At 71.1% G+C, this 13364-nt stretch carries 14 protein-coding genes and 1 riboswitch; of the genes, 7 read left to right on the top strand and 7 right to left on the bottom strand.

The window, feature by feature from the left end:
• Positions 1-35: 35 nt before the first annotated feature.
• From ABEA24_RS45470 to ABEA24_RS45450, 5 genes are all read right to left on the bottom strand, one after another.
• A complete protein-coding gene (locus tag ABEA24_RS45470) occupies positions 36-1049 on the bottom strand; it encodes a CU044_5270 family protein (protein ID WP_345440766.1) in 1014 nt (337 codons plus the stop codon).
• Positions 1046-1636, bottom strand: a complete 591-nt coding sequence (locus ABEA24_RS45465) for an RNA polymerase sigma factor (protein ID WP_345440763.1) — start codon at positions 1634-1636, stop codon at positions 1046-1048. The genes ABEA24_RS45470 and ABEA24_RS45465 overlap by 4 nt, the downstream gene beginning before the upstream one ends.
• 101 nt (positions 1637-1737) lie before the next feature.
• Positions 1738-2835 carry an alpha/beta fold hydrolase gene (locus ABEA24_RS45460; protein WP_345440760.1) on the bottom strand — a complete coding sequence of 366 codons (1098 nt, stop codon included), beginning with the start codon at positions 2833-2835 and terminating at the stop codon, positions 1738-1740.
• Between the two features lie 105 nt (positions 2836-2940).
• Complete coding sequence (locus tag ABEA24_RS45455; protein WP_345440757.1) at positions 2941-3342, bottom strand: hypothetical protein; 402 nt, start codon at positions 3340-3342, stop codon at positions 2941-2943.
• A gap of 240 nt (positions 3343-3582) precedes the next feature.
• A complete protein-coding gene (locus ABEA24_RS45450) occupies positions 3583-4563 on the bottom strand; it encodes a CapA family protein (protein WP_345440754.1) in 981 nt (326 codons plus the stop codon).
• Positions 4564-4706: 143 nt separating this feature from the next.
• On the opposite strand from ABEA24_RS45450, the gene ABEA24_RS45445 reads away from it, so the two are divergent.
• Entirely contained in the window at positions 4707-5567 is an 861-nt protein-coding gene (locus tag ABEA24_RS45445; protein WP_345440751.1) for an Fpg/Nei family DNA glycosylase, read from the top strand.
• A 96-nt stretch (positions 5568-5663) separates the two neighbouring features.
• On the opposite strand, the gene ABEA24_RS45440 is transcribed toward ABEA24_RS45445, so the two are convergent.
• On the bottom strand, positions 5664-6161 hold the full coding sequence (locus ABEA24_RS45440; RefSeq protein ID WP_345440749.1) for an SSI family serine proteinase inhibitor: 498 nt from the start codon (positions 6159-6161) through the stop codon (positions 5664-5666).
• A gap of 72 nt (positions 6162-6233) precedes the next feature.
• Between ABEA24_RS45440 and ABEA24_RS45435 the strand changes: the two genes are divergently transcribed.
• From ABEA24_RS45435 to ABEA24_RS45415, 5 genes are all read left to right on the top strand, one after another.
• Positions 6234-6542: a rhodanese-like domain-containing protein gene (locus ABEA24_RS45435; protein ID WP_345440747.1), complete on the top strand. Its 309-nt coding sequence runs from the start codon at positions 6234-6236 to the stop codon at positions 6540-6542.
• Positions 6543-6566: 24 nt separating this feature from the next.
• Positions 6567-6683: riboswitch (TPP riboswitch) on the top strand.
• Positions 6674-8002 carry a purine-cytosine permease family protein gene (locus tag ABEA24_RS45430; protein ID WP_345440745.1) on the top strand — a complete coding sequence of 443 codons (1329 nt, stop codon included), beginning with the start codon at positions 6674-6676 and terminating at the stop codon, positions 8000-8002. It overlaps the preceding riboswitch by 10 nt.
• A gap of 181 nt (positions 8003-8183) precedes the next feature.
• Positions 8184-10049 (top strand): sensor histidine kinase, encoded by a 1866-nt coding sequence (locus ABEA24_RS45425; RefSeq protein ID WP_345440743.1) that lies wholly within the window; start codon positions 8184-8186, stop codon positions 10047-10049.
• A gap of 171 nt (positions 10050-10220) precedes the next feature.
• A complete protein-coding gene (locus ABEA24_RS45420; RefSeq protein ID WP_345440740.1) occupies positions 10221-10691 on the top strand; it encodes an ATP-binding protein in 471 nt (156 codons plus the stop codon).
• A gap of 109 nt (positions 10692-10800) precedes the next feature.
• The gene (locus ABEA24_RS45415) at positions 10801-11277 is read left to right on the top strand and encodes a MarR family winged helix-turn-helix transcriptional regulator (RefSeq protein ID WP_345440737.1); all 477 of its coding nucleotides are present in this window, start codon (positions 10801-10803) and stop codon (positions 11275-11277) included.
• Positions 11278-11365: 88 nt separating this feature from the next.
• Here the strand turns inward: ABEA24_RS45415 and ABEA24_RS45410 are convergent, their stop codons facing one another.
• Entirely contained in the window at positions 11366-12559 is a 1194-nt protein-coding gene (locus ABEA24_RS45410) for an arginine deiminase (RefSeq protein WP_345440734.1), read from the bottom strand.
• A 129-nt stretch (positions 12560-12688) separates the two neighbouring features.
• Here ABEA24_RS45410 and ABEA24_RS45405 point away from each other — a divergent pair, with 129 nt between their 5' ends.
• Positions 12689-13327, top strand: coding sequence for a hypothetical protein (locus ABEA24_RS45405; protein ID WP_345440731.1), 639 nt, complete (start codon positions 12689-12691; stop codon positions 13325-13327).
• The last annotated feature ends 37 nt before the right edge of the window (positions 13328-13364 follow it).

Raw genomic sequence — 13364 nt, 5'->3', positions numbered from 1 at the left:
GCCGCGTCAAGAAGGTGCGGCCCGGGAGACCTGGGTCAGGGACGCTGACCGGGCCGATCGACGATCTTCGGGGTGGCGTGCGTCTCGAGGTTGAGGATGGCGCCCTTCTTGATCGTCCATCTGCCGTCCGTGGCCGTGGACGCGTGGTCCTTGACGGCGATGTCGCGCTCGCCCAGATAGGCGTATGTCTTGGGATCGATCAGGATCTCCCTGAACAGGTAGCCCTCCTCGACGCGTCCCACCGCGATGGCCGGGCGTCCTGCCAGGTCGACGGTGTTCTTCCGCAGCGTGACACCGGAGATGCGGGCGATCGCCCGGAAGACCGCCGCCTCGATCTTGGGCGGTGCCACGCCGTTCCGCAGGATGGCGCAGTACTGGCCGTAGAGAGCGACCGCCCGCTCCTCCGCGTTCTTCGGCTTCAGGCCGCCGATGAACTCATGGGAGGCGACCCAGGCGTCGAGGGCCGCCGGATCGGTCGGCAGGGCCGCGAGCATCGGATAGTTGTGCTTCCAGAGCTGATTGCCGTTCTCGATCCGGAGCTTCCCGTCGCCGTAATGGCCCTCCTGCGTCCGGGCGATCTGCTTGCCGTCGGCACGCCACCACGTGCGCTCGACGAACTTCACGAGCGGCGTCTTCGGGCCTTCCGCGTGGGTTCCGATCGCAGGAAAGCGCTGGCGGGACTCCACGTAGATCCACTGGTCCGGGCGGGGCGCGAACTGCTGCGCCTCCGCGGCGCCGGCGGCGCGCTTCAGCAGGTCCTCGGCGTTGGCGACCGGGCCGGCGGGGAGGCCGGGGATCACCGGCCGCGGATGGCCGTGACGGTCGGTGCCGCCGACGTTCTGCGCGATCGTGACGCCGGCGGCGATCGCGACCGCGAGCGCCCCGACGACGGCCAGCCGGACCCCCGTACGGGGCAGCCGGAACGACCGGCGTGACGGCCTCGCCGCCGGAACGCCCTGGGTGGCGGCGAGGAGCCGGCGGCGGCCTTCCATCACCGCGGTGGCTGCGGGCGGGGGGACCTCGGCGCACATGCGCTCGAGCTCGTTCATGGGTGAACTCCTTCCCCGACGACCCGGGGGTCGGTGCCGCCGAGCGCGTCGCGGGTCTTCTTGCGGGCCCGGTTGAGCCGGGAGTGGACGGTGCCCTTCGCGACGCCGAGAGCGGAGGCGATCTCCTCGGCGGACAGGCCGCCGGCGGCGGTGAGCAGCAGGACGTCGCGCTGTCCGCGCGGCAGCCTGGCGAGTGCTGCCGCGAGTTCGCGGCGCATGCCCTGCGCGGTGACGCGTTCGGTGACGCGCTCACTCGGGGACTCGATCGCCGGGTCGACGCCGGTCCTGGCGATGAGCCGCCAGAAGCGGTCCTCCGCGCGGTGGTGCCGCCCGACCAGGTGAGTGGCGATGCCGTAGAGCCAGGGGCGCGCGTTCGCGCAGGTGAGGTCGTAGCGGTCCCGCTGCCGGAAGGCGATCAGAAAGGTCTCGGCCATGAGATCGTCGGCCTCATCGCGGCCGAGCCGTCGTGCGAGATACCGGTGGATCGTCTGGTGATGCCGGTCGTACAGGTCCGCGAACCGCTCCGGTTCGCGCAGCGAGGCCTCGATCACCTCGGCGTCGGTCTCGGCGCCCGCCTCGGCCCTCACGGGCTTCTCGTCTCGGTCATGCGACCCTCTCGGTGGGGGATGTCACCTGTTGTTGCCGCAGCCGGTGACGCCGCTTCCCCGAGGGTGGCGTACGGGACGGGTCAGCTCTTCCGGCGGCCCTTCTCCCGGCGAGGGGCGCGCCGTCCGAGGAGGGGCTTGCGCTCGGGCCGGAGGTGCGGGGCCGGTTCCTGGCCGTTGACGACGGTGGGCTCGGCGGGCGGCTCGACGCCGGTGGCACGCCGGAGGAGGGCCCACAGGTGCCGGTTGACGTCGCCGGCACGTTCGAGGGTCATCAGGTGCCCGGCGCCGGGGATCACCGCGAGCTCGGCGCCGGGGATCTCGGCAACGAGGTCCTCGGCGTGCCGTACCGGCGTGATCAGGTCCCGGTCGCCGACCATGACGAGCACGGGCACGCGCCCGAGCGCGGGCAGGGCGGCCCGTTTGTCGTACGTGATGAGCTCCTTGTAGAAGTCGGCGATCACCTCGATGGGGACGGAGGCCATCAGCCGGGTGGTGACCTCGGCGACCTCCTTCGACACGCGGGCGCCGAAGAGGTACGACCGGGTCAGCAGGAAGGACATCCCGCCGAGCGGCCGCCGAGCCGCGTCCACCAGCCGGGCCTGGTGGCGGAGCGTGCCCAGCGTGACGGGGACCATCCGGTGCAGGACGCGGGCCGTGCGCTCCGGCAGCCCGATCGTCACGGAGGACAGGCCACCAGAGGAGGTCGCGGCGAGGAGCACGCCGGCGATCCGCTCGCCGAACAGCTCCGGGTGCGCCTCGGCGAGCCCGAGGATCGCCATGCCGCCCATCGAGTGGCCGACCAGGACGACCGGCCCCTTCCGCGCGGTCGCCTGGAGCACCGAGTACAGATCACGGCCCAGCTGGTCAATGGTGGCGTTCGGCGGATCCCCCCAGCCGGATCGGCCGTGCCCGCGGAGATCCCAGAGCACGGCGCGGGCCCGGCCGTCCAGCGCGTCCCGCTGGACGTGCCAGCTGGTGGAGTTGAGCAGGAACCCGTGGCAGAAGACGACGGTCACCCTGGCCTCGGAGGCCTCCTGTACCTCGACGTGCAGCCGGACACCGTCATCGGCGGTGATCGCCGACGTCCGGAGATCCGGACGCGGCTGCGCCCCGTCGGGAGATCCGTTCGGCCACCAGGTGTGCCTGCCCAGCACCTTGGTGATTTCCGTGAACGACATGGCCACCTCCGCCCGTTGCCGCTCCCAGCTCTTTACGGTGGCCCCTAACTCCAGTTTGGGCCATGGTGAAGGCATCGTCAAAGAGAGGGGCTGGATCGAAGGAGCTCACGGCGCGGCCGGAGGGGTACGCCAGGTCAGCGCGGCGGACAGTGCCGATGAACGCGGACCGATCGTGACGGAGTACCCGGCGGCGCCCAGCCCGTTCGCCACGTGGCCCAGCGAATGACGGAGCCGCCGGGCGATCCGCTGAACGCCCGCGGCCACCGCCACCGGCACTCCCGCGGACCCGTCGTGCGCCCGGTAGAACGCGGCGACGAGATCCGAGCAGAGCGTGGCCCAGGCCACCAAAGCGGCGTACACGGCCTCGGGGTCCCCGCCCCGAGGATCGGCGTCGATCGCGTCCTCGAGCTCGGCGAGCACCGAGACGAGGCCGTTCTCGTCCGCGCCGGCCGCGCGTACGCGCTCGGCGAGCTTTTCCCGGAAGACGTCCGCTGGTCCTTCCATCATTCCCCCCCGAAATCCGCTGCTCTCTTCAGCGTGGGCGGCGGGAGGCGAGTGCCAGGACGGCCGACCGTCCCGAACGACCAGGGACTTTCGCCCCTCACCCCCGGCCGCACGTCCGTACGGGATCGGCTGGGGGAGCCGCCCGCCATCCTCCTCGGTCGCACGTTCGATACGGGTCGGCCGGGGCGAGCCGTCCGTCCTCGGCCTCGGCCGCACGTCCGTACGAGCGATCATCCTTCTCGGTCACCCGTCCGGTACGGGGCAGGTCACGGTGAGCCGTCCGTCCTCCGCCTCGGCGACGGTGGTGCCGAATCCCGCGCACGCGGCGGCGAACCGCTTGTGGATCCAGGCGTGATCGGCGCCGGTGGCGAGGCGGGTACGGGCGTACTCGAGCGTCAGCGGGACGGCCGTGAGCCGGGCGATCCGCCGTCCCTCCAGCCTCACCTGGAACGCGAGGCCCAGATCGTTCCGCAGCACCGGGTCCACGGCGTAGTCGTCGATGAGGTCGCCGAGGTCGTACAGGACGCGGCCGCACACGCCGTGGAAGACATGCGCGGAGTGCCCGGCGACCAGCGTCGCCCCGGCGTCGACCAGCGCCCGCGCCGCCGCCCGGATGTAACGGAGGGGTTCGGTGGTCATGTTGGGACCCCAGTGCGCCAGCACGAGGACGAGGAACCCGTCGGCGGACAGCGCGCGGACCCGGTCGGTGAGCCAGGCCGGGACCTGGTGGCGCAGGTCGGCGTACGCGACCCCGGGCCGGTCGGCGCGGGCGGCGAAGTCGGGCGGATGGTCGGTGACGCCGAGGACGGCCACGCGCGCGTCCTCGAGGTCGAAGAGGGCGGGTTCGCGCGCCCGCCGCAGGTCGGGTCCAGCGCCGACGGCCCGGATGCCCGCCCGGGACAAGTGCGCGAGCGTGTCCGTCAGAGCCTCGTGGCCGTAGTCCAGCCCGTGGTTGTTGGCCAGCGTCACGCCGTCGATCCCCAGGTCGGCGAGGGTGTCGACGGCTCGCGGCGGGGCGCGGAAGTGGAACGGTTTACCGGGGGCCGGCCAGGGGTGGCCGCGCGCGGAAACGCAGCACTCGAGGTTGACCAGCGACAGGTCGGCGGAGCGGAACATCCGCCGCACCTCGTCGGCGAACAGCCCGTACGGGCCGGACACGGCGATTCGCTCCGCGACCCCGCGTCCCAGCATCGTGTCGCCGCCCAGGGCGACGGTGATGGTCACGTCGGACTCCCCTCACCAGAATCGCCGTGCGGGCCGCGCCGGGCCAAGGGCCGAAGGTCCCGCCCGGCGATCGAGGCGCGGTTCTCCCGACCGGCCTGGCGGCGATCGTCCACAGCCTGTGGACGGAGCCGTACCCTGGGACCATGCCGGAGCTGCCGGAGGTGGAGTCCCTCGCCGCCTTCCTGCGCGAGCACGCCGTCGGGCGGGCGATCGCGCGGATCGACGTGGCCGCCATCTCGTCGCTGAAGACGTACGATCCGCCGATCACCGCGCTGAGCGGCCTGACCGTCACCGGGGTCGCGCGCCACGGCAAGTTCCTCGACCTTGACGTCGACGGGCTGCACCTGGTCATCCACCTGGCCCGCGCGGGCTGGCTGCGCTGGAAGGACGCGCTGCCGCCGGCGCCGCCCCGGCCGGGCAAGGGCCCGCTGGCCCTCCGGGTGCACCTCGACGACGGATCCGGATTCGACCTGACCGAGGCGGGCACCCAGAAGAGGCTCGCGGTCTACGTCGTGCGCGACGCCGCCGAGGTCCCGGGCGTCCAGTCGCTCGGCCCCGACCCGCTCGCCGACGGCTTCACCGCGGACACGCTGAAGGGCATCCTCGACGGCCGGCGCACCCAGATCAAGGGACTGCTGCGCGACCAGAGCGTGATCGCCGGCATCGGCAACGCTTACTCCGACGAGGTCCTGCACGTGGCGCGGATGTCGCCGTTCAAGCTGGCGGCGAGCTTCACGGACGAGGACGTCGCGACGCTGTACGACGCGATCATCCGCACGCTCGGCGACGCCGTCGAGCGCTCCCGGGGCCTGGCGGCCAAGGACCTCAAGGGAGAGAAGAAGGAGGGCCTGCGGGTGCACGGCCGGGCAGGCCAGAAGTGCCCGGTGTGCGGCGACACGATCAGAGAGGTGTCGTTCGCGGACTCCGCCCTGCAGTACTGCCCGACATGCCAGACGGGCGGAAAGCCCCTGGCCGACCGCCGGATGTCCCGGCTGCTCAAGTAGGCCACGCGCAGCGAGCCGCCGTCGACCGTTGTCAGCGCGCGGTCGCGGTCCGGCACGGCGGCACATCCGCCGCACCGGACCGGCGGAGGGCCGTGGTCAGCGGACCGGCGGGTGCGAGCCGAACAGCAGGGCCAGGGTGCCCCACCGCTTGATCTCGCAGCCGTTCTTGCGGCTGAACGTCGCGTCGACCTTCTTGCCGTTCCAGGTGCCGGTGACGGTGGCGGTCTCCGGCCCGCCGTAGATCTGGGTGCACATCACGTTCTTCGGCGTCGGCGCGAACGGGTCCTTGCCCGTCGCGGCCGCCGTGGCGAGCGCCGCGCACGCCTCCTTGGCCTTGGGCAGGTCGCCGCCGACGGGGTCGCAGGTGAGCGTCCTGGTCTTGGGCTGCGACGTCTGCGAGTCGCGCACCGTGATGGTCAGCCGGGTCTTTCCCGCCTGCCCCGGTGCCGAGGATCCGGGCGCGGAAGTGGACGGCCCGCTCGGCTTGACCGTCGCGGTGTCCTTCCCGCTGCCGCAACCGCCCAGCATGAGGGCGGCGGCGATGCCAGGGAGGGCGACGGCCGCTGGTCCCAGTCTGGTTAGAGATTGCCTCATGACGATTCGACGCCGGGCGTCGGCTCGTGGTTCCGTTAACTTGTGAATGCTTTCAGGGACCAGGTTCCCGCTGTGGAAGTCGCCAAGGTTCCGGACGACGCATACCTCCTGGACGTGCGCGAACTGGACGAATGGGAGGCTGGGCACGCGCCTCGCGCGATCCACATCCCGCTCAGCCAGCTCGGCGCCCGCGCGTCCGAGGTGCCCACCGGCGAGGACGTCTTCGTCATCTGCCGGTCGGGGGCCCGGTCGGCGTCGGTGGTCATGGCGTTCAACAACGCCGGCTGGAAGACCGCGAACGTCTCGGGCGGCATGCACGCCTGGGTCGCGGCGGGCCGTCCGATGGTCAGCGAATCGGGCGGAGAGCCATACGTCGCCTGATCGAGGTACATTAACGGCGGAAAAGTTCAGACTCGCGGGAGCTCGGGCGACGACCGGGCTGAGAGGGCGGCTTCACACGCGCCGCCGACCGCTCGAACCTGACCGGGTAATGCCGGCGTAGGGAGTGTGCCTTGAGCACTGCCGTCGACGAACGTCCACTCGACAACGAGGCCCCGTACACCCTCGATCAGCCCGCCCCCAAGGTCCTCAGCTTCTGGGACCAGAGCGCCTTCTGGGCCAACCTGGGCGTCAGTCTCCTCGCCTTCTCCGGCGCCTACACGGTGCTCGCGCCGGACGCCCAGGGCGCGCCCCGGCTCCCCATCGTCGCCGGGATCGTCGCCATGGTCGTCGGCACCGCGATCGGCGGGATCATGCTCGGGCTGGCGGCCGTGCCCGGCACCCGGGCCGGCGTTCCGGCGATGATGCTGCTGCGTGGCCTGTTCGGCACGCGCCTCTCGTACGTCCCCACCGTCCTGAACATCCTGCAGATGATCGGCTGGGGCACCTTCGAGCTGGTCACGATCGCGGGCGCGGCCAAGGAGCTCGTCGGCGGCGGCCCGCGCTGGGCGTACGTCATCGTCGCGGGCGTGGTCACGACCGTGCTGACCATCTGGCCGCTCGGCTCCGTCCGGGTCCTGCGCCGGTACGTCACCGTGGCGGTCATCCTGGCCCTCGTCTACTTCTACGTGCAGCTCGTCCGCCAGCCCCTCCCGAATCTCTCCCACGGGTCGTGGAGCCATTTCTGGATCGGCGCGGACGCCGCGCTGGCCGTCTCCATCTCCTGGGTGCCCATGGCGGCCGACTACACGCGGCACTCCCGCTCCGAGCGGGCGGCGTTCGGCGCCGCGAGCGTGGCGTACGGGCTGACGCAGATCGTCGCGTACGTCCTGGGCCTGCTGGCGCTCGCCCTGGTCGCCGGCGACTCTTCCAAGGTGTTCGGGCCGTTCCAGCACGTCGCCCTCGGCACGCTGTTCTTCGCGGTGTTCGTCCTGCGCGAGGCGGACCAGTCGTTCGCGAACGTCTACTCGACCGCGGTCTCGATCCAGAACCTCGTGCCCCGCGTGGACCGGCGGCTGCTCACCATCACGCTGGGCGCCCTGACGACGCTGCTCGCCCTCGCCCTGAACATGGACAACTACGCGGGCTTCCTCACGCTGATCGGGTCGGTGTTCGTGCCGATGCTCGGCGTGCTGGCCGTGGACTTCTTCTGCTTCACCGGACGGCGCGGCTGGGACGTCTCCGATCGCGCGCCCGCCCGCTGGGGGATGGTCGTGGCGTGGGCGGCGGGCATCGCGACGTACCAGCTCATCAATCCCGGCCAGGTCGGGTGGTGGTCGCGGATGTGGACGCACGCGCAGAGCGCGCTGCACTTCACCCCGGCCGACTGGATGAGCGCCTCGCTCCTGTCCTTCGCCGTCGCGGCGGCGGTCACCGGGGCGATCGGTCTCATTCGCCGGTGAAGACCCTCAATCGCACGTCACGGCGTCGTCGCGCCCGTCATGATGGGAGTACGGAGCGCGGGAGGCGATCACGATGGCGCAGTGTGATCACGACTGGGTGCAGACGGCGCCCAACCAGAAACGATGCCGCAAGTGTGGATTGGTGCTGACCTTCGCATAGGAGCGCGGCGCGGGTGGCACTATGGGCCGCGTGAGCTCGTCTGATGCGATGATGCGTGCGGCGGTGGCCTCCTCCGCCGACGCGATGATCGCGTTGGGGGCCGACCAGACCGTCCGGCTGTGGAACCCCGCCGCCGAGCGGATGTTCGGCTGGACGGCGGAGGAGGTGCTGGGCCGGCCGCTGCGCATCGTCCCCGAGGAGCACACCGCGGAGCACCGCGCCGTGCTCGAACGCGTCCGCGAGGGCGGCCACATCTCGTTCCTCACCCGGCGGCTGCACCGCGACGGCCGGTTGATCGACACCCGGGCGGTCGCCAGCGCGATGCGCGGCGAGGACGGTGAGTTCCTCGGCTGGGTCGGCCTCTACCGCCCGGTGCGGGAGGACGAGGCCGTTCAGCACCAGACGGCCGAGCGCATCCGCCTCGTGCGGCGGCTCAACGACGTGGTGGCCGACCTCAACGCCGAGCTGGAGCTCCCGGCGGTCCTGGACCGCGTCACGTCGGGTCTCATCGAGCTCACCGGCGCGGACGCCGCCGGCTTCGTCGTCATCGAGCAGGCCACCAACACGCTGCGGCTGGTCAGCATGACCGGCCTGCCCCGGCGGCTGCGCGGGGCGACCGCCGACCTGCGCTCCAGCCTCGTCGGCGAGCTGCTGCGCTCCGGCCGTACGGTCATGCTGGCCACGGCCGACACACGCAGCCTCGGCGACCTGATCTGGTCCGAGCTCGACGGCCTGCACACCATCGCCGTCGGCATCTCGAACGTCCAGGGCAGCCCGTACGGCGCGTTGTACGCCCTGTTCTCCAAGCGCAAGGCGGGGCACATCGAGCTGGAGCTCCTCGAGCTGTTCGCCGGGCACGCCGGAGTCGTCCTCGGGAACGCCATGAACTACGCCGAGGTGGTCCGGCAGCGCAGGCACGAGCGAGCGGTGATCGAGGCCAGCGCGGACGGCATCGCGGTGCTCGACCGCGACGGCGTCGTCCAGCGGTGGAATCCCTCGGCGCACCAGATCACCGGCCTCGCCCCCGAGGAGGTCATCGGCCGGCCGCTGCCGTTCGCGCTGCCCGATCCGGGCGGCGAGACGACGATCCAGCTGGAGTCCGGCACCTGGCTGAACGTCCTGCACACCGAGATCGAGGGCCACGACGAGGTGGTCGTGGACTTCCGCGACGTCACCGAGGCCAAGTCCCTCGAAGCGGCCAAGGACCTCTTCCTGTCCATGACCAGCCACGAGCTGCGTACGCCGATCACGGTCGTGCAGGGGTTCGCCAAGACGCTGGTCGACCGGTGGGAGAAGCTCGACGAGGCCGACCGGCGGCGCGCGGTCGCGACGATCGCCGACCGCGCGGACGCTCTCGGCCGTCTCGTCGACAACCTGCTGTACTCCCGTGCGGTGCCGGACGGGCTGAGCGTCACCAGTGAGCCGTTCGACCTGGGTCGGCTGCTGCGTGGCGCGGCGTACGGCTTCCGCGGCGTGTCGGAGCGCCACCTCGTCGAGCTGAAGATCGCCGAGGACCTGCCGCCGGCCCTCGGCGACTCGATGGCGACGGACATCATCGCCGGCCAGCTGCTGGAGAACGCGGTGAAGTACTCACCGGAAGGTGGCGTGATCACGGTCCGTGCGGGCGTCGACGGCGACGCCATCGTGGTGACGGTGGAGGACGACGGGATCGGGATCGCCGCCGACGACCGGGAGCGCGTCTTCGAGCGTTTCGTGCAGGGCGAGGCGGGGGACCGCCGTCGTTTCGGAGGCCTTGGACTCGGGCTGTACATCGTGCGCCGGCTGGCCCGTGCGCAGCAGGGCGACGTCTCCGCGCACCCGCGCGCGGACGGGCTGGGAGGCACCTGCATGCGGTTCACCCTCCCCAGATTTGGTGACTCTGAGTAACAGGTCATACTGGTGCATACCGCTCAAATGGGCTGATCTTCGCAGCGTGGCGGAGGTCACAGTTACACGTGGTGTTGGTAACAGATTCCTGTGGCACGGTTTCCGCGTTTTTTAAGCGGGCATTTCGGTTGTAACCGGGGTGACCACGTAACGGGGAGTATCCGGGAGCCAGTGCCCGGGGAGGTGAGGGTGTCGAGCGTCGTGTTCCTGCCACATGCGCCGTCCAGCGTCTCGGACGTGCGAAAGCGCCTGTGCGCCGACCTGCTCGCGTCCGGTGTGTACGAGGAGGTCGCGGACGACGCGGCCGTCGTCATCAGCGAGCTCATCAGCAATGCGCTGCGCCACGCACGTCCTTTGCCGTCCGGGGAGATCCGGGTGTCCTGGAGTCATGACGGCGACCTCATCCAGCTGGCCGTCAGCGACGGCGGTTCGATGACCGAACCGCGCCGGACGCGCGCGGCCCTGTCCTCGCTCGGCGGCCGCGGGCTCAGCATCGTCGAGACGCTTTCCGAAGGCTGGGGCGTCTCCCATGAGGACGACGGCACCACCGTCTGGGCCATCCTCCGGGCCATCCAGCCGGCCAACGGCCACCACGTGCCCGCGGTCCACCCGATGAAGATCGTTTTCGACCCCTCCTTCTGAGCGGTTCGTACCGGCAGCGGCGCCTCTTCCGGAAGAGGCGCCGTACGCTGCTCCCTGTCGTTCGCCATGTATCTTGGCGTTCAAAACGACTCGATGGTCGAGAGGCTTGATGTCGAGAGAACCTGGTGACGATCTCCGGCAGGCCGTCGGCGAGGAGATGCAGGCGATGCAGGCGGCCGTCGACGCGTACGACGAGGCGGCCGCACGGGTCCTCGGCGTCAACCGGACGGACCTGCGCTGCCTCGAACTGCTCATGCGGCACGGCGCGCTGACCCCCGGGCGCATCGGACCCGAGCTCGGCCTGACCACCGGCAGCGTCACGGCGATGCTCGACCGGCTGGAGCGCCTCGGCTACGCCACCCGGTCGCCCGACCCCGGCGACCGGCGCAAGGTGCTGGTCACGATGACCGATACCGCCCGCGAGAAGGCATGGCGACTGTACGGTCCGTTCGCCACCGAAGGCGACGCCCTCATGCGGGAGTACAGCGACGCCGACCTCGAAGTCCTGGCCGGCTTCCTGCGCCGCTCCCGCGAGCTCTACGAACGGCAGCTGGAGCGCACTCTCAAGGAGCACGCCGAGAAGTAGCACCCGGCGTCCTTCGGGCGCCGCAGACCGGCTTACCGCAGGTCGGTCACCCGGGGTCGGTCACCCGGGGTCGGTCACCCGGGGTCGGTTACACCGGGTCGCGGAGGATGGGGCAGGACATGCAGCGCGGGCCACCTCGGCCGCTGCCCAGCTCGCTGCCCTGGATCCGGATGACCTCGATGCCCGCCGCCTCCAGGCGCGCGTTGGTCTCGACGTTGCGCTCGTACGCGACCGCGAGGCGCGGGCCGATCGCGAGGGTGTTGTTGCCGTCGTCCCACTGCTCGCGTTCGGCGGTCACGGGATCGAGGCCGGTGTCGATCACCCGGAGCCGCTCGATGCCCATCGCCTCGGCGGCGGCCTCCAGGAACGGCCGGGCCCGCGAGACGCGCAGGTCGCCGTTGTCCTTCGTCACCGTGTAGGCGACCAGGGAGTACGCCACGGCCGGGTACATCACGACCTTGTCGACGTCGACCATCGTGCAGATCGTGTCGAGGTGCATCGTCGCGCGCTCCTGCGCGATCGGCACTGCCAGGACCGTGTGCGCGAGACCGGCGTCGAACGCGCGCCGGGCGATCCGCTCCACCCCGGCCGGGGTCGTACGCTCGCCGGTGCCGATCGCGAGCACGCCGGGGGCGAGCAGGAGGACGTCGCCGCCCTCGATGTGCTCCAGGCCCGGGTCGTACAGCTGCTTCGTGCCCTCGAACCGCGGGTGGTACCGGTAGATCACCCGGGTGAGGGCGGTCTCGCGGCTACGCGCTGGCATCGCGAGGCTCGTCACCGCGACCTGGTCGCCGACCCACACGCTGGAGTCGCGGGTGAACAGGACGTTCGGCAGCGGGTCGATGACGAAGTCGTGCCGGTCCATGAGCCGGTACACCAGGCCCCGTCCGGTCTTCAGCTCCTCATGGGCGAGTCCGGCCACGAGCACCTGGGTGAGGTCCTCGGTGGTCAGCTCGGCGAGGTGGCTCTCCAGGATGACGCGGAGCTGGTCGCCGAGCCGCTGGTCGCTGAGGACGTCGGCGATCGCCTCGTCGCGCGCGTGCTGGTACTCCAGCGTCTCCTGGAGCAGCTCGGTGAGGTAGAGGACCTCGACGTCGTGGTCGCGCAGGGCCTGCGCGAAGGCATCGTGCTCCTGCTGGGCGCGTCCGACCCAGGGGATGCCGTCGAAGAGCAGTTGATCGTTGTTGCGGGGGGTGAGTCGCTTGAGCTCTGGGCCCGGTCGGTGCAGAAGGACCGTGCGGAGGCGACCGACCTCGCTGTCGACGCGATGCGCATGAGTCACAGGAGGAGCTTAACCGGATATTCCGCCCCTGACCTTTTCAGATTTGCTTGAACCGGCCAAAGTCTCCACAACGGGACAGTCGTCGCAACCGCCGTGGCCAGGGTGGTGCGGGCGCTAAGGTCGGCGATCATGGCGAACCGGTCCTTTCTGCTCGTCGGCGACTACGACGGGATCAATCCGGGGTGGCGGGGCGACATCCCCGGCCTCGAGCACCAGGTGCTCGCCGAGGACGTCTACTGCGTGCCGTTGCTGTGGCTGGCGATGTTCCGGCCGGCGGACCTGGTGACCGAGACGTTCCCGCCGGAGGACGAGGAGGACGGGCCGATCGAGGCGACCGCGCCGCTCGCGCCGAAGGAACGCGCGCTCGCCCAGCTCGACGCGGCCCTCCCGGCGCTGAACCGGATCTTCGACGGCGCCGGGCGGCTGGACGACCACGCCGCGCTGCTGCGGGAGGGCGTCGCGTCCATGCCGGGCCGGTCCGTGACGATCGAGCTCTACGAGATCGCGGTGCTGATCGACGACGAGCAGTTCTACCAGAACCTGCGTGCCGGGCTGGGCAGCCTGGACCAGCCCGGCGACCTCGCCGCCGACCGGTCCCGCCTGACCGACCTGGCGCAGCTGCGCGAGGGACGGCCGTTCCCGCCCGCCCGGCTGGTCCTCGACGGCCTCGACGCGCCGGACGACGACGATTGGAACCACACCAGGCTGCTCGGGACGTGCTTCCTCCGCCCGGTCCCGTGGGAGACCGCCGTGGACACGCCGGCCTGACCCGACCCGTCCGCCGACGCGAGACGAGGCCCGGGCG

The organism is Actinoallomurus vinaceus, from assembly GCF_039542055.1.
In the GTDB taxonomy this organism is placed as follows: Bacteria; Actinomycetota; Actinomycetes; order Streptosporangiales; family Streptosporangiaceae; genus Actinoallomurus; species Actinoallomurus vinaceus.
The sequence above is the reverse complement of the archived record's forward strand: the minus strand, read 5'-3'. Positions and strand labels throughout refer to the sequence as shown.